11 protein-coding genes are annotated in these 20,503 nt (G+C 64.4%); 8 read left to right on the top strand and 3 right to left on the bottom strand.

Features of this window, described 5'->3' with window-relative positions:
• The first annotated feature begins 196 nt into the window (after positions 1–196).
• Positions 197–1,582 (top strand): hypothetical protein, encoded by a 1,386-nt coding sequence (locus AC4BG9_RS13020; RefSeq protein ID WP_490571530.1) that lies wholly within the window; start codon positions 197–199, stop codon positions 1,580–1,582.
• Between the two features lie 133 nt (positions 1,583–1,715).
• Here AC4BG9_RS13020 and AC4BG9_RS13015 read toward each other — a convergent pair whose 3' ends face one another.
• Positions 1,716–2,282 carry a C40 family peptidase gene (locus AC4BG9_RS13015; protein WP_490571529.1) on the bottom strand — a complete coding sequence of 189 codons (567 nt, stop codon included), beginning with the start codon at positions 2,280–2,282 and terminating at the stop codon, positions 1,716–1,718.
• A gap of 565 nt (positions 2,283–2,847) precedes the next feature.
• Positions 2,848–3,006 carry a hypothetical protein gene (locus AC4BG9_RS13010; RefSeq protein WP_490571528.1) on the bottom strand — a complete coding sequence of 53 codons (159 nt, stop codon included), beginning with the start codon at positions 3,004–3,006 and terminating at the stop codon, positions 2,848–2,850.
• 544 nt (positions 3,007–3,550) lie between these two features.
• Here AC4BG9_RS13010 and AC4BG9_RS13005 point away from each other — a divergent pair.
• The 3 genes from AC4BG9_RS13005 to AC4BG9_RS12995 all read left to right on the top strand — a co-directional run bounded on the left by AC4BG9_RS13005 (position 3,551) and on the right by AC4BG9_RS12995 (position 4,883).
• Positions 3,551–3,886, top strand: a complete 336-nt coding sequence (locus AC4BG9_RS13005) for a hypothetical protein (RefSeq protein ID WP_490571527.1) — start codon at positions 3,551–3,553, stop codon at positions 3,884–3,886.
• Between the two features lie 330 nt (positions 3,887–4,216).
• Positions 4,217–4,453 (top strand): hypothetical protein, encoded by a 237-nt coding sequence (locus tag AC4BG9_RS13000; protein WP_490571526.1) that lies wholly within the window; start codon positions 4,217–4,219, stop codon positions 4,451–4,453.
• A gap of 112 nt (positions 4,454–4,565) precedes the next feature.
• A complete protein-coding gene (locus AC4BG9_RS12995; RefSeq protein WP_490571525.1) occupies positions 4,566–4,883 on the top strand; it encodes a hypothetical protein in 318 nt (105 codons plus the stop codon).
• Here the strand turns inward: AC4BG9_RS12995 and AC4BG9_RS12990 are convergent.
• Complete coding sequence (locus AC4BG9_RS12990; RefSeq protein ID WP_490571524.1) at positions 4,878–8,150, bottom strand: DEAD/DEAH box helicase; 3,273 nt, start codon at positions 8,148–8,150, stop codon at positions 4,878–4,880. The genes AC4BG9_RS12995 and AC4BG9_RS12990 overlap by 6 nt on opposite strands.
• Positions 8,151–8,467: 317 nt before the next feature.
• On the opposite strand from AC4BG9_RS12990, the gene AC4BG9_RS12985 reads away from it, so the two are divergent.
• The 4 genes from AC4BG9_RS12985 to AC4BG9_RS12970 all read left to right on the top strand — a co-directional run bounded on the left by AC4BG9_RS12985 (position 8,468) and on the right by AC4BG9_RS12970 (position 19,783).
• The gene (locus tag AC4BG9_RS12985) at positions 8,468–11,878 is read left to right on the top strand and encodes a helicase-related protein (protein WP_490571523.1); all 3,411 of its coding nucleotides are present in this window, start codon (positions 8,468–8,470) and stop codon (positions 11,876–11,878) included.
• A 132-nt stretch (positions 11,879–12,010) separates the two neighbouring features.
• Positions 12,011–14,755 (top strand): DUF1156 domain-containing protein, encoded by a 2,745-nt coding sequence (locus AC4BG9_RS12980; RefSeq protein ID WP_490571522.1) that lies wholly within the window; start codon positions 12,011–12,013, stop codon positions 14,753–14,755.
• The gene (locus tag AC4BG9_RS12975; RefSeq protein ID WP_490571521.1) at positions 14,752–16,428 is read left to right on the top strand and encodes a DUF262 domain-containing protein; all 1,677 of its coding nucleotides are present in this window, start codon (positions 14,752–14,754) and stop codon (positions 16,426–16,428) included. Before AC4BG9_RS12980 ends, AC4BG9_RS12975 begins: the two co-directional genes overlap by 4 nt.
• A gap of 1 nt (position 16,429) precedes the next feature.
• A complete protein-coding gene (locus AC4BG9_RS12970) occupies positions 16,430–19,783 on the top strand; it encodes a Swt1 family HEPN domain-containing protein (RefSeq protein ID WP_490571520.1) in 3,354 nt (1,117 codons plus the stop codon).
• The last annotated feature ends 720 nt before the right edge of the window (positions 19,784–20,503 follow it).

Here is a 20,503-nt window from a genome sequence, read left to right as displayed (position 1 = left end):
CTTTCGAACGTAGCCTGCCCCTAGCCGTACGGACGCCTTAGAGAACGAATTGGGGACTCACAGAATGCACGACGGGGACGCTTCTGAAGCGCGTTTAGGAGTGCCCGAAGATTTGGGCGTACAAACTCTTCGTGCCTGTGTGGACTCAGCACTACGGTTGTTCGGTGCGGATGCGCACGGGAAGTTTCATCGCTCGATGGAGACCCGGTACGGTCTGGATTGGCCGCGCGTAGTCGCCGGCAATCGGCGAACTCCGCACCCTCTCGACCCACTGTTCTGGCTCAAAGAATTGCAGGATCCAACGTCGCCTGCGCGAGCAAGCGCGGCATTTTTCACCATGCCGGATGTTTTTGGACGACGTCTCTCCAATGCCGCTACTGCGCGGCACGAGCATTGTCACTACGTGACTGGAGGCGCGGATCCCGAAGAGGCAATTCGTCGCCTGAAGGCGATCTCGTTGGCGGCCAGTGAACTCAGATTACGATGTGCTCGCGAGATCCAGTCTGTCATTGACCAGATTGGGAGGCTTCACACAGGTATTGAGCCGGCCGTGCCTAGCATCCATGAGGCGTCCGAACTTGCGGCGAAGAATGCGGAACTGACCCGCGCACTGGCGGCGGCTGAGGTCAGAGCGGCCGAGCAAGCCGAGGAATCTGACCGTTCAGCGGAACTAGTCCTCGCACTGGAGAAGCAGACGGCTGCCGTGGCGGCGGCGGAGACCGAGGTCGCGCGAGTCCAAGCCGAGTTGGTGATGGCTCGTGCCGAGGCGGAGCGTCGGCGACAAGAAGCGGAGATTGCCGAGCAGCACCGACGGGATCTCTTGGCCCATCAAGACAGTCTTGCCGCCCAAGGGACCGTTCCTGCTGAACTGCCACCGACAATTGGGGAAGTTCTTGCACATCTGCACGCGGCTGCGGTCGGAACGGGTCGCCTTATCAATCAAGCTTTGGCTGTGGCAGCATCGGAAAGTGAAGGTGGTCCCGCAAACGTATTAGTTGTGGGACTCGAGCAGGACCTGGTGTCCCTGCTCAACGATCTGGGTGTTTCTCATCGCCACGTTAATGGCTTGCCTGACGTGTTTGACCAGATCGAATTGTGGGTGGACGATCACCTTGAAGCTGTGGCCGTGCTCACGCAAACCAATGAATGGGCCCTCGAGATGGGCGATCTGGATGAGGAGAGCCGCGATGTCATGGAACGGCTGGTAGCCCAAGGTCTGCGCTACCACGCTCTTGCCGAAGCCTCATCCGCGGCGCTAGATCGACGCGGGGAACATGAACCCCTCGCTCCCTGGACACAGGTCAGAGAGATCTCTGACGGGTCGCGGATTTCCCCAGGCGACGCGTGGCCCTATCCCCGTGGCCGGGATGCATGGGTTCTCTCAGCGCGACGCCACACGATGGTGCGCGTAAGAGACGACGTTCCCTTGCGTGATCTGATCAAGGAAAGAGATGCGGCAAACGTGGTCGACGCGTTTCTAGTTGTAAGGCCGGATGGAGGCCGCGTCTTTGTGGATGACGACGGGGACGCAGCGACCTTCGTGGAGGGCGAGTTGGTTTACTTGGGCCAACTGCCGCGGTAGCGCGCCCGATGGCCTTTCCTCAAGCGCCGTTCCGGCCGATCGACAGACTGAGTGCGTGGATGCGGGGACAGCGTCGGTTCGCTGGAGTGACCTACAGCAGTTTGCATCCCAGCGAACCCATCCTCATCGGGATTCACGCTAGCCGCCGGACGGTCATGACCTCTCCCTCAAACTCGGAGATCGTCCCGTAGCGGACGACATCACCGGTCCGGGGTGCGTGAAGGATCCGCTCGCCGCCGATGTAGATCGCGACGTGGTGCGGGCCTCCGGCCCCGGGGAAGCCGAATAAGATCAGGTCGCCCGGTTGTTCGTCGCCCCAGGCGATGTCTTGCCCCAGCGTGATCTGGAAGCCGGTGTAGTGGGGGAGACGGATACGCCGACCCGAAGCTTGGTAGGCGGCGTACAGGACGAGACCTGAGCAGTCGAACCCTCCGCCGGTGGGTCCGTTGAAGTCGCCGCCGCCCCACACGCAGGGCTTGCCCAGCTGGGATGCTGCCGCCGCGATCAGGGCACCGGGAAAGCCGGCTGGGAGTTCAGTCGGTGTCGATGGGGCGTTCGACGGTTGGGCGCACTCGAGATCGCTCGTGAGCGAGACGCAGGCGAGGGTGCTCAGCACCTGTTCGGCGATCGGCTGGTTCACCGCGTACCGGTCCGGGTAGGCGGAGACCTGCACCGCTTGAGCGGCGGCGCCTGGTTCCATCGTCTCCCAGCCGTCTAGGTCGAGCAGGCCGCGAGGCGAGCCATTGTTGGGTCCGTTCGGGCCGCCGTAGAAGGCGCGGGAGGATCAGACCGGGTCCATCAGGTCCTCGACGGTTCTCCACGCGGCGGCCGGTCGCTGCCGGAACAGCCGCACGGAGTCGTGGTCGCTGCCGTCCCCATCGTTGGGGAGGCGGCCGGATGCCGGGTAGGCAGTCGTGTTCGAGAGGACCCCTCAGTGAGGACTCGGTCATCGCGGTCATGACGGCGATCAGTTGAGCGCGCACGGGAACGCCGTCGTTGTGGCCGACCGCGACGATCGACGCCGCTCGGGTGAGCTGCTGCTGGTCGAGGGTGACCGTCTCGCCGTTCGCGTTGGTTGCGCTGAGGGTGGCCGGGACCGAGCCTTTGACCGAAAGGCTGCCGATCCTCTGATCGTCCCAGAGGCAGGTGCCAGATCCTGCTTCGGCCGGGCTGACCAGGGTCGCCACGCCGAGAACTGCGGCGCCGGGCGCGAACAGCACGACGGCGGCAACCCCGGCGACGACGCCCTTGAGGCCCATGGGTGCTCACCTCAAGGGGTTGCCGAGCTGCGACAGGCGCAGGACGTGACACCGGTCGAAGGACGGTCGGCACGCGACGAAGACCGTGAAAGCCACCGGGTGGGAGGACTCGGCCGCCTGGCCGTTCCAGTCCCCAGTGCGGTGGCGGATGCCGGTGATCGTCACGGCCGTCCTCCCCGGGCACAGATGACCGTTCGCCTGCTCGGCGGCCGCCGCCCATGAGCTCGGCACGCGGGCGTCCTCGACGTGGAGCCACTGCTCGACGCTCGGCAGGTACAGCGCGACGTTCCAGAGCAGCCCCGGAGTCTGGCCGCGGCCCGTGATTGCCCCAGTTCTTGTCGCGGGCTACCTGGGCGGTCCGCTCGAGTAGCTCGATGGGCGGTAGTTCGTCGTCGCGGCGGTTGAAGACCTTCTCCTTCAGGTCCCGGTCGGCCTTCTCGTCGTCGTCCCGTGGACTTCTCCGCCTGGACCAGATCGATCTGGGCGATCTCGTCGTACGGGGCCGCGGAGCAGGCGGGCGCGAGCATCGGTGCACTCCAGTCGATGGAGGCCGAGTGCGAGCTGTACGGCGGCATCGACCGCCTTGCCGCCGAGTTGGAAACGATCGTTGCTGAGGCTCAGCATGATCGCTTCGCCGACCCGTTGAGCCGTTCCGGCCAAACTGACGAACAACATGTTGCGACCGTTACGTCGCCGGCGTTCGGGCCACTTGCAGCAGCTCCGCCGGGCCGAGGCGTACCACTACGATGTGAAGAAGCTTGTTCCTCGGGTCGTCGGACAGCATGGACTCGATGACGTAGGCGACAATGCTGCCGTGCTCCGCTATCGAGTCGAGAAGGCCGCTGCTGGCATACCTCGCCGGTGTAGCCGCAGGCCCGGCATGATCGCTGGCCTCATCCCAGAGCCGCTGGGGGAGATGGCCAGTGACGACCGCCAAGCGATCGACGACCGGAAGGCGTTGATCGAGTCGCGCGCACGGGCGCTCCTCGATGTCGGCATCGGAGAAGGTGCCGCTTGGACGCGCCGGCTCGGCGAGCCTCCGTAGGATCCCACCCAGCGCGAGAGTTGGGTCCCTACTGCGACGTCGCATACCGCGATCGCTACCAGGTCACCGGCGACTTGCCTCCGGTTGGGGGCGCGGGCAACGACGTCCAGCGCGCGCACCGCCAGCGAGCGCAGGTCGCATTGAGGGAGGCAGTCGCGCTGTCGAGCGCTAGTCGCTCCCAGCCCCGCAGTGCGGTCCGCGAGTTTCGGGCCGTCTCGGGTCCATAGCCCGGGGCGGGCAGTCACCGTCCACAGGACGCGCTTCTCCGTCGGCGCCTTGGTCCGAGGTCGGCATCCGAGGGGAGATGTCCCTTCAGAAGGGCGATCTCCCATGATCCTGCTGCTGGCAACTTCCGTTGTTTCGATGGTGACCCTCGCTCATCGGCACCCCCTGCTGTTCGCCCCGTCGAACGTCCTGATCCACCGAGTGCGAGCGTCGCGACCCACGCTGCGCAAGGTCGCAGCGATGCTGGCCGTGGCAGTCGGCCTGATGGTCGTGATGCAGCGGGTTTCGGCGGCGGTTGCGGGAGGCGGGCACGGCGCGCTGCATCTTGTCGTCCTCGCGTAGGACGCGATCAAGATCGGATGGCTCGCGCTGGCAGTGCTGTTTCGCCGTCGCCGCGCGGAGATCTTTGGGACACCGAAGCGGCCGAGTCCATGCAGCCTTCTACAGTTGATCTGTGTCTGACGATCTCTCCCTCTTCGGCGACGACGCCGCGCCAGCGCCCGTTGACGTGCCGAAGTCGCCATCGCCGATCGCCGGCTGGCAGGTAGACCTCTTGCGCAAGGCGCTCGACGCTCGCGGCTTAACGTCCATGGCGGACCGGCAGCAGGCGATCGAGTCTGCTGCAGGCAGAGCGGTCCCGTCGCTGCGCGCGCTCACGCACGACGAGGGCATGCAAGCGTTGTCGCGGCTCGGTCAGCAGCCTGCTGATAGGCGAAGCGCCACATCCCGGTGGGACGACCGTGAGGACGACACCTGGATCGATCGCCTATGACTGTCCAAAGAGACGCTCGCGCTCGGCAGCGATCACGATGCGCGCCAGTTCAGCGTCTGTGACGTCGACCGCATCGGACGCTTGCTTAGCGATCACGCTGTCGCGGGCGAACTCGTTGAAGAGCTGCTTCTTGTCCGCGAGAATCTCGCGGATCCGCTCATCGACGCTGTTCTCCGTGAGCAACCGGTGGACTTGGACAGTATTGATCTGACCCATCCGATGTGCGCGCGCGATCGCCTGTGACTCCATCGTGGGCTTCAACTGCGGCTCGCAAATCACCACGACCGATGCTGACTGAATGTTGAGTCCCACCCCGCCGGCAGTGATCTGCGCAACGAGAACGGCGCCGCCCCCAGCAGCCGAGAATCGATCGACCAGAGTCTGGCGATCCCCGGCAGGGAGCGAACCAGTGAGCGGCCCGAATACCTTGCCCGGCAACAGCCGCGAGACTTCGCTGAGCACCTCTCGGAAGTAAGAGAAAACGATGACCTGCCGTTCGTTCGCCTCCGCTTCCTCGACGACCTCCCGAAGGCGTTCGACCTTGAGCGAACGTTCGGAGAGCATCGCGGCGCGCCGCATCATCATGAAGTTGCCGTCTTGAACGGCGGTTCGGTAGGCGACTTCGTCAGTGTCGGACATCCCCATCCACTCGTCAATCTCCACCATCTCCGGGAGCTCGGTAAGCACGTCCTCCTGATTGCGGCGCAGGTATGCGGGTGCCACGTGCTTGCGGAACCGCGACGCGAGGTACTCAGGCGCGGATTCGGAGAGGTCGGAGCGGATGTAGCCGATCAGGTTGCGGAATTCCTGGACGCTGTTCTCCAGCGGCGTGCCGGTCATCAGGACCACGTACTTGAGTGAGTCCATGACCGCAGCCGCCGCGATAGACCGTTTTGCCAGCGGATTCTTGATGTAGTGCGCTTCATCGAAGACGGCCGCGGCCACGTCGACCTTGTTCAGTTGCTCCTGCGCCCACGGCAAGAGGTCGTACGTCGTGACGGCAACGCCACCGCTGCGAACCCAGGACTTGGCTGCGTAGCTGCGCTCCCATAGCGGTCCGTGGAGCCGCATGGCACTCAGCTTGGTGTGCTTGGCCGCTTCCCTGACCCAGTTGCTGACGACGGCGGCCGGGCAGACGACGAGGAAGTGAGAGTGCCCGGTGGCTCGCAGATGGGCGAAGACTGCGAGCGCTTCGACCGTCTTGCCGAGACCCATCTCGTCGCCGATCACCACCTTCTCCTGAACCAGAGCGAATCGGGCACCAAAACTCTGATAGGTGCGGAGCGACGCAGTGAGGTAGTCCCGCTTGAGTTCCTTCGCGCGGACCGCCTCGATGATCTCGTCGGGAAGGTCCCCGTGCATCTTCTTTTCGTCTTCAGTGACGAAGCCGAGTTCGGTCAGCATGCCGAAGTAGTCGGCTGGCCGGGACAGAAAGTCAGTCCAGACGTCGCCAGCTCCCACGGAGGTCGCGCTTCGGTTCAGTGCGTCGCTCAAAGTCGGGACGACCCGCGGGCCAACGTCGGTTGGGTCGGCGGTGAAGGCGAGCACGTGAGTCGCAGTGCTCTTCGATTTGAAGACCTTGGCCAGCCCTTCTGCGAGTTTCGTCTCGTCCGGGCTCGGGGTGAACTGGCGGAGTGCGTGCCACCGGCGCAGCGCTTCCAAGAGCTTCTTGGTCTCAGCGTCCTTGCGCTTCACGTCAATCCGGACGGGCGTCTCCTCGCGAACCGCCTCGAAGAGGCGACGCGTCGCCTGCTCGATGGCGATCGCGGACGTCTCTCCGAGACCTGGAAGTGCCTCCAAGTACGAGGACTCGGCGTACTGGTAGACCTTCCAAACATTGTCCAGGCCGGCGCTCGAGAGCGCCGTCACCCGGACCCTGTCCGGCGTGGCCTTCTTGAGGACTTCGAGATCCATGCCGACCAAGGCCCGTGCGACGTCCGCCGCGTGCACTAGCTCAGCTGCGGCCTTCACTTCTCTCGCCGCAGTCTTCGCTGCCTTGGCTGCGTTGAGAACGGCGGCGACACCGCTCTTGGCACGAGTGGCGAGCTTGGCGTCGATCAGCTCGATGTTGCTTGCTTCGGCGGGAAGAAAGGACTGAAGCCCGAACGAAGGGTCCATCAGCAGGTCGAGGTTCCGCTTTCCGCTGAGGCTAGGAGGATCCAGCTTCGCAAGCCGCGACTCCACGGTCCTCGCCTGCTCCAGCAGCGCGGGCGACTCGTCATGGAAGCGGATGCAACTGCCATCACGCCGGCACGCCCAGCCGACGCCAAAAGCGCCCTGGAGGCGCGGCGCGATCCGTGCTGCCAGCGTTCGGGCATCTACGAGTGCAGCTTGGTCGGAGGCGGAGAGCGAGAAGTCGCGAAGCAGAGCCAAGTTCGGGAGCAGCACCGCATCTCCCGCGTCAAGCGGCACCAGCGTCACAGTGGCGCCAGCAATGCCGGCATCGACGCCCAGAGCCAACGCGTCCTTGACGCGGTCCGCGACCCCCTTCTCGGCCTCGGAGCGGGCAACCAGGATCGACTGGGCTCGGGCGCCCCAACTGTCCACCTGGTGCGCGAGCTTCTGGACTTGGGCTCGCTCGGACTGCAGCTTCTTCTTCACTCGCGCGCTGGCCGAACGAATTGACTTGGCCGTCCGCGAGGCGCCTGATTCCCGCTGCACCTCGATAAGTAGCCGGGCAGAAGAGTGTGCCCGACCACAGGTTCCAGCTGCGCATGACCCTGGGTCCAGGAGACGCTGCGCCTCTGGGGCGTGCAGATCAATCAGGCGGATCATCGACTGCATAGCCGTGTCCTCGGAGGCAGTGAGAACGTCCACGCGTGTGACGGGCATGTGGGCGGCGTCGGCCAATGTGCCTGCCGCCAGGTTTCGGAGCTCGGCTAGCTCGGTCAAGACCGCTGTGAGACGTTTCCGCTCCTTGCCCGACTTTCCTGTGAGTCGTTGGCGGAAAGACCCCAGGTCACGATCGGAGCGAGCCGCAAGGACCTGGCCATGGAAGACGGACAGTCTCCGGGCTGCTTCATGCGCCGGCTGCAACTTCTTGCGTCCGTCGAACCAGACCGTCTTGGTGAGTTGCGCGGCAGTCGCGATGTCGTCGGATGCCTCAAGCTGGCTGAGAGACAGGAGCAGGGGAAGGTCAACCGACGGGTCGTGATGAGACGACGAGGGGAGGTGCGCGGCGAGGTGTCGGATCTCGTGGGCAGAGTTGATCCAGGCGCGGACCTCCTCGATGACCGCGCCAAGTTGTTGCCGTTCGGCACGATTCATTCGACTCCCTAGCTGCGAGGGTCCAGCGTAGGAGCAGCGGCCGACAGGTTCCGCTGTTTCCGCAGTTCGCGACAGTGAACCTGGGCACTACGCCGGAACCGGAGGGACCTGCCCATCGGCCCGCGCCGCGCAGAGGCTTCGCATCACGTCGATGTCGTCGGGCGACGCAGTGGCGGTATCGACTCTCGCCTCTCCCCAAGTCCTGTCGACGTGCCGGATCGCTGCGACGATGATCACTGCACGCGACGCACCGGGTCCGCAGCAACTGTCGTCGCCTCGGAGTAACGTTCGTAGGCTGTCAATCAGGAGGTTCATTCGTGCAGCTTGAAGAGCTGAAGCCCGGTCTGCGGATCGACGGTCTCATCCCCGCCGAGGTCATCACGGTGATCGCCGCGCAGTGGCACGGCACGGATGCCCTCGAACTGACCTACAAGAACGCCACCGGCGGGCTCGGCCAGCAAGTCGTGTTCCGCAAAGACCAGGACAACCTGAGCATCGCCCGGAGTGGCAGCCGTGCCTTCGACGCCACCGCTAGCGACTTCAAGCTCGTTGCCGAGGCCCAGCGCATCTCGCTCGCTGGTCTCTTCGACCCGATGCTTGCTGTCGCCACCAGTGACGTTCAGCCGCTCCCGCACCAGATCCGCGCGGTGTACGGCGAGCTGCTTCCGCGCACTCCGCTCCGATTCCTGCTTGCCGACGACCCCGGTGCCGGCAAGACCATCATGGCCGGCCTCTACATCAAGGAGCTGTTGCTCCGCGACGACGTGAAGCAGTGCCTGATCATCGCGCCTGGCGGTCTGGTCGAGCAGTGGCAGGACGAGCTCTTCTTCAAGTTCGGGCTCCGGTTCGACCTGCTGACCAATCAACTCATCGACGCCCAGGCCAACTTCAACGTCTTCGAGACCAACCCGCTCTTGATCGCCCGGATGGACCAGCTCTCCCGCAACGAGCAACTCCAGGCGCAGCTCAAGGAGACCGAGTGGGACCTGATCATCGTCGATGAGGCACACCGGATGGGGGCGCACTACTTCGGCGGCAAGCTCAACAAGACCAAGCGCTTCCTGCTCGGCGAGATGCTCGGCGAAATCACGCGGCACCTGCTGCTGATGACCGCGACACCGCACTCCGGGAAGGAGGACGACTTCCAGGCATTCCTCACGCTCCTCGACAAGGACCGGTTCGAGGGCAAGCAGAAGAAGAGCGCAGACGTCAGCGGCATCATGCGCCGCATGGTCAAGGAAGACCTCCTGACCTTCGAGGGCAAGAAGCTCTTCCCCGAGCGCGTCGCCCAGACCGTCCCGTACGAGCTAACCGCGCTGGAATACGACCTCTACGAGGACGTCACCCACTACGTCCGCGAGGGGATGAACCGAGCTGATCGGATCGGCGGCAAGCGCAAGAACACAGTCGGCTTCGCGCTCACCGTCCTCCAGCGCCGGCTCGCCTCCAGCCCCGAGGCGATCTACAAGAGCCTTGTTCGACGCTCCGAGCGCCTGGAGCGCAAAAAACTTGAGATCCAGAACGGGACGTACAGCGAGACCGAGCCCAACTTCGACATCAGTGATATCGACGAGGACGAGTTCAACGCAGAAGAGTTGGAGCAGCTTGAGGAAGACGTGATGGATGCGGCCACGGCTGCCCAGACGGTCGAGGAGCTTAACGCCGAACTCATGGAGCTCGCAGATCTGGTCGAGACCGCAAGGCTCGTCCGTGAAGCTGGCACCGACCGCAAGTGGACCGAGCTTTCAAACATCCTCCAGGACAACGCCCTCGTCACCGACAAGAACGGCTGGCCGCGCAAGTTCATCATCTTCACCGAGCACCGGGACACGCTCGACTACCTCCGGGGCCGGATCGGTTCCCTCCTCGGCAAGCCCGACGCGGTGCGCGCGATCCATGGTGGCGTACGCCGCCAGGAACGCCGCCAGATCACCGAGGAGTTCACCAAGAACCGCGACTGCCAAATCCTTCTCGCCACCGACGCCGCGGGGGAGGGCCTCAACCTCCAGGCCGCACACCTCATGGTCAACTACGACCTTCCGTGGAACCCGAACCGAATCGAGCAGCGCTTCGGTCGCGTTCACCGCATCGGGCAGGAGGAGGTCTGCCGCCTCTGGAACCTTGTCGCCTCCAACACCCGCGAGGGCGAGGTCTTCACCCGGCTTCTGGAGAAGCTCGACCAGATGCGCGAGACCTACGGCGGAAAGGTCTTCGACGTCCTCGGAGAGGCCTTCAGCGACACCCCGTTGCGCAACCTCCTCCTTGATGCCATTCAGTACGGCGAGCGCGCCGACGTGAAGGCCAAGATGCACGAGGTCATCGACGCCTCCGTCGGCGACGGTCTCAAGGATCTGCTCGACGAGCGAGCCCTCGCCTCCGAGCACCTTGCCGACGCCGACCTCCACGCCCTGCGAGCGGCCATGGACGAGGCCCGTGCTCGGCGCCTCCAGCCGCACTACATCGAGCTCGCCTTCAAGGCGGCGTTCACGAAGCTCGGCGGCCGGATCGTGAAGAGGGAGCAGGGCCGCTACGAGATCGCCAACGTCCCGCAGCACATCCGCTCGGCTGGCACGGGCCCGATCGCCACCAAGTACGACAGGGTGACCTTCGACATCAGCCACGTTCAGCCAGACAACCTGAGCCGCGCCGACCTCCTCGCCCCGGGCCACCCGCTGCACGACGCCGTGATGGGCGAGGCCATCCGAAACTTCGGAGGCGCCCTTAACCAGGGGACCGTCCTCGTCTCATCGACCCTTGAGGAGCCGCAACTTCTCGTAGGTGTTGTCGAAGAAGTTGCCGATGCGACCGGCGACTCAGTTGCCCGGCGCTTCGGGTATGCCTACGTCGACTCCTTCGGCACAGTGAGCCCTGCCGGCCCGGCGCCTTACCTGGACTGTGTTGCTGCACCGCCGGGCGCCGCGACCGACGCCGCGCGGGCACTCCAATGGCTCGGCGACGCCGAGGACAAGGCCCTTAGTTGGATCATCGCGAACCGGCTGCCCGAGTACCTCTCAGAAGTCCAGCCGCGACGACTCGCCGAGCTCGATAAGGCGCGAGACCTGGTCACGAAGCGACTCAGCTCTGAGAGCGAGCGACTCCTGCTTGACGCCGCGATCGCCTCTGAGAAGGAGCGGAAGGGCGAGAAGGCGAAGGAATCCTCTGACAGCCTCAATCGCAAGGCTGTCGAGCTCGACTCCCGGCTTCGCAAGCGCCTAGCCCTGCTCGACCAACAACAACTGATGTCGACAAAGCCGCCGCACATCGTCACGGCGGCGCTGGTCCTCCCGATCGGCATGCTCGAAGGCGAAATCCCTGCGACTGCGCCGATGCACGCCAAGGAGACCAAGGCGGTCGAACGCCGTGGCATCGACCTCGTGATGGCGCGCGAACGTGACCTTGGCCGCAAGCCGGTCGAGCAGGCCTTCAACAACCCAGGCTTCGACATCCTGTCGACTGACGACAATGGCGACACCTACCGGATCGAGGTCAAGGCGCGGATCGAGGGATCAAAGGACTACTTCGTGACCCACAACGAGGTCATGACCGGCAAGAACGCTGTGCCGCGCTACCGGCTTGCGCTCGTCCGAGTCGACCAGCGCGGCTCGCAGTACGACGAGGTCCGCTACCTCGGCGACCCGTTCGCAACCACCGACCTCGGCGACTTCGCGGCCACCGGCATCCGGGGCGACTGGGCCAAGACCTGGGCCAAGGGCACGACGCCCTTTTGACGTCCGCGGGCCCCACCATTCACCCGTTCCATCTAAAGTGTCGGGCCCCGACGGTAAGTTCATGCACACATCACGCGCCGGGTCGCCGGTCAGGTTCGCCCGTCATCTCGGGCATGAAGGGTCGAGGAACTAGTGCACAAGCGCAAGCTGATCGAGGTCGCTCTGCCGCTGGAGGCGATCAACCGAGCCGCCGCGACCGAGAAGGCCCGTAAGGTCGGCAAGCCGCAGCAAATCCATCACTGGTGGGCTCGCCGACCAATCACGGCTGCGAGGGCGATGCTTTTCGCTCAACTGGTGGACGACCCATCTTCAGCGCCGGAACGCTTCCCGGATGAGGCCTCCCAGCGAGCGGAGCGCGAACGGCTTCATGGCCTCCTGGCTGATCTCGCCTCTTGGGAGGCGATGGGGAACCCGCAACTGCTCGCGGCCGCGGCTCGCGAGATCCGAAACTCCAACAACGGCATTGCGCCCAAGGTCTTGGATCCGTTCGCCGGCGGTGGGGCGATTCCTCTTGAGGCCCAGCGGCTGGGCGCTGAGACGGTAGCCTCTGACCTGAATCCGGTCGCCGTCCTGCTGAATCGATGCCTTATCGAGATACCTGCCAAGCACAACGGATCGGCGCCGGTCTACCCGGGACTCGCGGAGTCCCGTATGGGAGCATGGACGGGCTCACAAGGTCTCGCGGCGGATGTGCGCGCATACGGCGAATGGATGCGCCAGGAGGCGCTCTCACGCATCGGTCATCTGTATCCCGCAGCGGCTGGCATGCGCGTCGTGTCTTGGATCTGGGCTCGAACCGTGACGTGCCCCAATCCCGCCTGTGGCATGGCCATGCCTCTCGCGAAGTCGTGGTGGCTGAGCAAGAAGGCGGGGAAGCAGGCCTACCTGACCTACCGGCTCGAGCCCGGCAGTGACGGAGCCATCGCGGTGCGATTCAGCGTGGCGAAAGACCAGGGAAGTCCGCCCTCCGCCGACGCCGACGGAACCATGACCTCAACTGGAGCGATCTGTATCGCTTGCCGCTCCGCGGTGCCGTTCGCGTACCTGCGTGAGGAGGCTTCCGCGGGTCGCATGGGAGCGCAGCTGCTCGCGATTGTCGCGGACGGTGATCGGAAACGGGTGTATCTCGACCCCGATCCAGTCCACGAGGAGATCGCCCGGGAGGTGGTCGCCCCCGAGGCTGCGCATGCCGAGCTACCGAAGCAAGCCCTGGGGTTTCGAGTTCAGGCGTACGGGCTCCGCCGCTGGGCGGACCTGTTCACGTCTCGCCAGCTGCTCGCCCTGAGCACTCTCACGGACTTGGTGACGGAGGCGCGGAAGAGGGTCATCGAAGATGGTGGTCAACCGGACTACGCGGACGCTGTCGCTACGTACCTTGGCCTCGTCGTGTCGCGTCTCAGCGACTGGAGTGGGTCGCTTTGTCGGTGGGAGCCGGTCGGTCAGGTGTCGCAGCAGGTATTCGGGAAGCAGACAGTTAACATGACTTGGGACTTCTCGGAGACCTCGGCCCTTGCCCAGAGCAGCGTTGGCAGCTTTGGAGCGTGCCTCTCGACAGTGTTGCGCTCCCTCGAGCAACTTGGAGGACTCGCTCCGGCAATCGTCACACAGGAAAATGCCGCGGAGCGCGAATACGCGGGCCTGGTGGTGAATACCGACCCTCCCTATTACGACAATATTGGATACTCGGACCTTTCTGACTACTTCTATGTGTGGCTGCGGAGGAGTCTTGGATCGGTTCACCCCGACCTCTTCGGAACGATGCTCGTTCCGAAGGCGGAGGAGTTGGTCGCCAATCCCTTCCGTCATGACGGCAAGGACGGAGCGAAATCGTTCTTCGAATCAGGATTCAGGAAAGTCTTTACGAAGGTCCGGGAGTCCGCTGACGATCAATTCCCGATTGTGGTTTATTACGCCTTCAAGCAGGCGGAGACCAGCAAAGGTGGTACGGCTTCTACTGGCTGGGAGACTTTGCTCGAGGGCATGATCGAGTCTGGGTGGAGTATTACCGGGACTTGGCCGGTGAGAAGCGAGATGACGACCCGCATGAGAGGGCAAGGAGCGAATGCCCTGGCATCGTCGATCGTGCTATCGCTTCGTCCGCGGCTGGCTGGAGCGGTCTCGATTGATCGCCGCGGCTTCATAGAAACCCTTGAAATGGAGCTCCCGGATGCCTTGAGGCGACTGCAACAGGGCCAGGTGGCACCTGTAGACCTACCACAGGCCGCAATCGGCCCTGGCATGGCGGTGTTCAGTCGCTACGAAGCCGTTCTTGAGCCGGACGGGTCGCGGATGAGCGTTCGCTCGGCGCTCGAAAGGATCAACGAAATCCTGGATCGCGTCCTGAACGAACAGGAAGGTGAGTTCGACCCAACGTCGCGATTCGCGATCGCTTGGTACCGACTGAATGGCTACGGCATCGGTGACTTCGGCGACGCCAACAACCTCGCCAACGCGCGCAACACGAGTGTGGAGGCGATGGATCGCGACGAGATTCTGACGAGCCGCGCAGGCAAAGTGCAGTTGATCAAGCCGGATGGATTGTCGTGGGACTACGACATTCTCAAGGATGCGCACACCAGCAACTGGGAGGCACTCCATCACCTGATCAAGGTGCTGGAACGAGACGGCATCCCGCCGGCCGGTGACTTCATCCAGGCCGCGTTGAACCGCCCTGATGGCGCTATCGACGCCGACCTGGTCAAGGAGCTTGCGCACCTGCTGTTCCGCATCGCGGAGGGCAACGGGTGGACGAAGGACGCGCTCAGTTTCAACACACTGGTGACGACCTGGCCCGAGATCCTTGAGGTCGCGCGGTCGGTGAAGAAGCCGCTCGCGCAACAGAGTGCGTTCGACTTCGAGGAAGGAGAATTGTCGTGACCCAGGAGCTGAGCGCGCACGAGGAACCGCTACAGAAGGTCTTCTCGAGTGACTATGACTTCCGCATCCCTGCCTACCAACGGCCTTATCGCTGGGGTACTGACCAGACCATCCAGCTGCTGGACGATCTAGAGCACAGTCTGGATCGGGGCGGCGACGAGCCGTACTTCCTGGGGTCGCTCGTCCTAGTCCGAGACAATTACAACCGATACGACGTCATCGACGGCCAACAGCGGCTGACCACGCTGACCATCCTGCTGGCGGTGTTGCGCGATCTCAGTGACGACGACGAGTTTGCGCGTGCGCTAGGAGCTTACGTTCGAGACCCTGGCAACAAGGTCACCAAGACGCCCTCGCAGCCTCGGCTCCGGCTTCGCGAGCAGGAGGCGCTGTACTTCGAGAAGCACCTGCAGACGCCCGGACAGATCGCGACGCTGGTCGGCCTCTCCGATAACGCTGCGGACACCGAGCCGAAGCGCGCGATCCGCGACAACGCCCGGGCGCTCAAAGAGCGACTCGGGCAGTGGGACGAGCAGCGTCGCCAGGACCTTGCCACGCTGATGACGACCAACACCTACCTCGTCGTCGTCGCCACGCCCAACATCGATAGCGCCTATCGGATCTTCAGCGTGATGAACGCGCGCGGGCTCGACCTGTCGCCGACCGACATATTTAAGTCGGAGGTAATGAGCGCGTGCCCGGCGGACTCCGACTACGCGAAGCGGTGGGAGGACGCCGAAGCGGCCCTGGGTAGCGACGCCTTCACCGACCTCTTCCGCGACATTCGCACGCTTGTCAGCGGCAAGTTGCCGCGTGCCGAGCTGCTCAAAGAGTTCCCTGAGCAGGTGCTGACTCCGCACTTGAAGACGGGGACTGCGGCGTCGTTCGTCGACGAGCTGGTGCTGCCTTACAGCAACGCGTTCGAACGCACGGTCGCGCGCGACTTCGGGCCAGGGTTGGAATGGGAGGCCGTCAACCATCGGCTGCAACGGCTCGCCATGATTGACAACAAGGACTGGCGACCGGCGGCGCTGTGGGCGTTGAAGAACCACAACGACGATGCCGCCTTTCTCACTCAGTTCCTCAACCGGCTGGAACGGCTCGCGGCTAGCTTCCTGCTGCGCGCCGTGTATACGACCCCGCGCGTCACGCGCTACATCGACCTCGTCAACGAGCTCAAGGCGGGCAAGGACCTGGGTGCGCCTTCACTTGAGCTCGACGACCAGGAGCGCAAGGACACCCGGGCCGCCCTCGACGGTCCTATCTACAAGATGCAGACCCGGCGTGCGCGCTACGTACTGCTCCGCCTGGACGAGCTGCTGGCCAAGGACCCAGGCGCGACGTACCAACACAGCATCATCAGCATCGAGCACGTCCTGCCGCAAACGCCGGCCGACGGGTCGCAGTGGCTTAAGGACTTCAGCGAGCAGGAGCGCGAGGAATGGACCCATCGGTTGGGCAACTTGTTGCTGCTCAACCGCCGCAAGAACAGCCAGGCCCGTAATTACGACTTCTCCACCAAGAAGGCCCGCTACTTCGGCGGCGCCCACGGCTCCGCGGTTTTCGCCCTGACCACCCAGGTGCTGGAGCACTCCACGTGGACGCCTGCGGTCGTCGAGGCGCGGCAGAGGCAGTTGACGGCCCTGCTCACCAAGGAATGGGAGCTGGACTGACATGGCACTGAGCAACCGCGACCGCATCGACCGCATGTTCCAGGTGCTCGCGCCGGCACTCGACGACTTCATCTCGACCGTCGTTGGTCAGGGCGATCCCTCGCTGGGCGCCGTCTGGACCAAGCTCGTGCAGGCGAAGGACGGCAAGAACGGTGCGCCGTCGACGAAGACGTACGACGCCCTGGACCCCCAGGTGCAGTTCCGCATCCTCACCGAAGGAAACATCACGGGTGGGTTCAAGCCCGGCTGGTACCCGTTCAACCAGGCGATCGGCCGCACGGGCGAGACCTTCGCCAGCGAGCTTCGCGAGGTGCGCAACGAGTGGGCGCACAACAAGACGTTCACCGACGACGACGCCTATCGAGCGCTCGACACCGGCGAGCGACTCCTTAAGCTGATCGGTGCGGCGAAGGAAGCCGACGAGGTCCGCGGCATCCGTCTCAACCTGCGCCGCGTCACGGCTGACAAGGATGACAAGAAGGTTCTGAAGGCGGCCGTCGACAACCCCGAAGCCGCAGGTCTGCGGCCCTGGCGCGAGGTCCTCCAGCCCCACGACGACGTGGCCACCGGCAACTTCCACGCCTCCGAGTTCGCGGCCGACCTCTACAAGGTCGCGACCGGCGGTGAGGTCGACTCTGACTACGCCGACCCAGTCGAGTTCTTCCGCCGTACCTATCTCACCGAAGGTCTGCGCGACCTCATCGGTCGCGCTGTACGTCGTCTCGCTGGAGACGACAACGCCTCGCCGGTCATCAACCTTCAGACCAACTTCGGTGGCGGTAAGACCCACTCGATGCTCTCGCTGTGGCACGTGGCCGCGGGCCTGCCCGTCGGAGGTTTCCCGCAGGAGACCCAGGAACTGCTGACCGCCAACGGCTACTCCGCCACCAAGGTCAACCGAGTCGCCATCGTCGGCAATCACTTCAGCCCGTCCGGCGTGACCAAGGACGACGGCACCCACGTCAACACGATCTGGGGCGAGCTCGCCTGGCAGCTCGGGGGACCCGATGCGTACGCGGTCGTGGCCAAGGCTGACCGGGACCGCACCCACCCCGGCGACGCGCTCCACGAGCTGCTCGCCAAGTACGCACCTGCCGTCATCCTGATCGACGAGTGGGTCGCTTACGCACGTTCGCTCGTCGACCGTGACGACCTGGCTGGTGGAACCTTCGACGATCAGTTCACGTTTGCCCAGTCGCTCACGGAGGCTGCCAAGGGCACCAGGGGCGTCCTGCTCGCCATCTCCATCCCGGCTTCGGAGACTGGTGACGCCAACGACAAGATCGTCGCTGGCAACGCTGAAGAGGTCGGCGGTCAGAACGGACTCGAAGCGCTCAAGCGCCTCCAGAACGTCGTGCGCCGCGTCGCGGACCAGTGGCGCCCTGCGTCGTCGGACGAGGCGTACCACATCGTCAAGCAGCGGCTCTTCAAACAGCCCGACGCTGCTGCCCTCGCAGCGATCGGTGCGACGGCTCGGGCGTACGTGGAGATGTACCGCAAGTTCTCTGATGACTTCCCGCGTGAAGCCCGCGACGCGGCCTACGAGGACCGGATCAAGCGGACGTACCCGGTCCACCCCGAGCTGTTCGACACCCTCTACGAGGAGTGGTCGTCGCTGGAGCGCTTCCAGCGAACTCGCGGCGTTCTGCGCTTGATGAGCACGGTCATCCACGCCTTGTGGACGGGCGAGGACCAGTCGCCGCTGATCATGCCGGGCTCGATCCCGCTCGCCACCGCCAACGTGAATTCCGAGCTCACGCAGTACCTCCAGGACTCCTGGAAGGCGATCATCGACGCCGACGTCGACGGCTCGAACTCTGAGCCGGCGCGCATCGACAAGGAGAAGCCGCTCTTCGGCCAGCGGGCACTGACCAAACGCCTCGCACGCACGGTGTTCTTCGGTGCTGCGCCGACGATCGCGCCCGGATCGGTGCATAAGGGCATAGGTACTCAGCGGGTGTTCCTCGGGACCGCCATCCCTGGTGACGTCCCGGGCAACTTCCATTCCGCGCTGATGCAGCTCGGCGACCGTGCGACGTACTTCTACTCGGGTTCGGGCAAGTACTGGTACGACATCCAACCCAACATCACCCGCACGGCCAAGGACCAGGCAGAGCGCCTCCACAAGGAAGAAGTCTGGGCCGAGATCGTCCGACGACTCCAGGACCAGGGTCGCAGGCGAGGCGACTTCGCCGGCGTCCACGTCTGCCCGGAGTCGAATGCCGACATTCCCGACACCGACGAGGCTCGCCTCGTCATCTTGCACCCAAAGGTCGCGCACAAGCGTGGTGCTGAGTCAGCTGCCAAGGAGTTCGCCCATAAGGCAACCGAGCAGCGCGGCAGCTCGAACCGAACTCATCGCAACGCGCTCGTCTACCTCGCGGCGGACGCGGCCCGACTCGAAGAGCTCGACAACGCGACTCGTGACTACCTCGGCTGGAAGCACGTCCTGTCGAACGAGGCCGACCTCGACCTGACGCAGAACCAAAAGAACCAGGCGTCGCAGCGCGCAACTCAGGCCGATCAGACGGTCACCGCCCGGTTGCTCCAGAGCTTCACCTGGGCCTTGATCCCAGCCCAACCGGACGCCGGAGCGCCGTTCATCATCAAGGAGACCAAGGTCGAGGGCCAGTCCGACGCGCTCGCAGACCGCGTCTCCCGGCGCCTCGGGAACGATGGCGACCTCTCGACTCGCCAGGCCGCGTCCACGATCCGTCTCGCCATCGGGAAGGTTCCGCAGATCTGGAAGGACGGGCACGTTTCGCTCGGCTCGTTGTGGGGGCTGTACTCGCAGTACCCCTACATGCCGCGCCTGCGCGACCGGTCCGTACTCGACGCGGGCATCCTCGACCTCCCGATGATCTGGCAGACCGACGCCTTCGCCCTCGCCGCCGGCTTCGACGACGAAGCCGGGCGTTACATCGGACTTTGGACTCCGGAGGACAAGGAGAGCGCCCCTGTCGCCACTGACTCGCTGCTACTCGTTCGTCCCGACGTCGCACAGAAGCAGCGCTCGGATGAGCCCGGCCCGGCACCGGCTCCTGGGTCCGACCCGGAGCCCGGCCCGGGGCCGTCGCCCACCCCGCAGCCCGGTCCGGGAGCGAAGGTTGACATCGTTTGGCCGACTCGCTTCTACGGGGTCAAGACACTCAACTCCGACAAGATCGCACTTGAGTTCAAGAATGTTGCCGATGAGGTGCTCGCGCACCTGCGCTCTGGCGAGAACACGACCGTCACGGTTCGGATCGAGATCGAGGCCACCGACTCGGAGGGCTTCAACGAAAGCCGAGTGCGAACCGTTTCGGAGAACGCCCGCACGCTCAAGTTCGACCAGTCTGGCTTCGAGGAGGCCTGAGCCGTGCCACTTGCCTACAGGTCGGTGTTCACGGACGTCGACGGTGCGATCGCTGCCGGTCTTCGCCCGCAATTCGTGAAGTGGCTGAGCTCGAAGGAGCTAGCGATCCCTAAGACTGGGCTGGGCAGCCGAGGCAGCGCGTTGGTGTCGGACGACGGTGCCGTGGCCTGGGCTTCGGAGCACACAGCAACGTTGCCCTCCGGTGATCGGCTGCACAGGCTCAGGTTGGTGGAAGACCAGCCCACGGACCGGTGGACAACAACTGCGGTGGCGATCATCCCAATCAGCGAAAGCCAGGCGCTCGCGAGAGCGCGAATCTGGGTAGACGTGGAGCACGAGCCGGCGGCGGGAAGCCCCATTAGGCGACCTGGCAGTCCTCGGTTGGTCCGCGAACTTATCGCCTTGGGCGAAGCGGTTGACGGTCCCGTTCCGCTGACCTCGGAAGCATGGGTCGTGCACGGCAATCAGGTGGACGAAGTCACATCATGGATTACGTCGAATTCACGATCTATCCCCGTGGTCGTGTTCGCTCACGACTCATCCCGCGCCTACGACCAGACCAAGCTCGCGAGTCGCCTGGCGCGTGACTTAGCTGGTGTGGCCACCGTGCTGCGACTGCGTGATGCAGCTGCTACTGAGCGCTTCGCGAAGAGCCTGCCAGAGGGCTACGGAGTCTGGGCCGGCGCCTTACGTACTTTCCTACCCGGGGCCGCGGATGAA

This window comes from Nocardioides sp. Z40_12, assembly GCF_058215795.1.
This window is presented reverse-complemented; position numbering and strand designations above follow the sequence as displayed.

What these genes read in the sequence shown, in the direction of transcription:
- AC4BG9_RS12990 (WP_490571524.1), bottom strand. Translation starts at nt 8,150, where the DNA reads ATGAATCGTGCCGAACGGCAACAACTTGGCGCGGTCATCGAGGAGGTC.
- AC4BG9_RS13000 (WP_490571526.1), top strand. Translation starts at nt 4,217, where the DNA reads ATGATCCTGCTGCTGGCAACTTCCGTTGTTTCGATGGTGACCCTCGCT.
- AC4BG9_RS12970 (WP_490571520.1), top strand. Translation starts at nt 16,430, where the DNA reads ATGGCACTGAGCAACCGCGACCGCATCGACCGCATGTTCCAGGTGCTC.
- AC4BG9_RS13020 (WP_490571530.1), top strand. Translation starts at nt 197, where the DNA reads ATGGAGACCCGGTACGGTCTGGATTGGCCGCGCGTAGTCGCCGGCAAT.
- AC4BG9_RS13015 (WP_490571529.1), bottom strand. Translation starts at nt 2,282, where the DNA reads ATGGAACCAGGCGCCGCCGCTCAAGCGGTGCAGGTCTCCGCCTACCCG.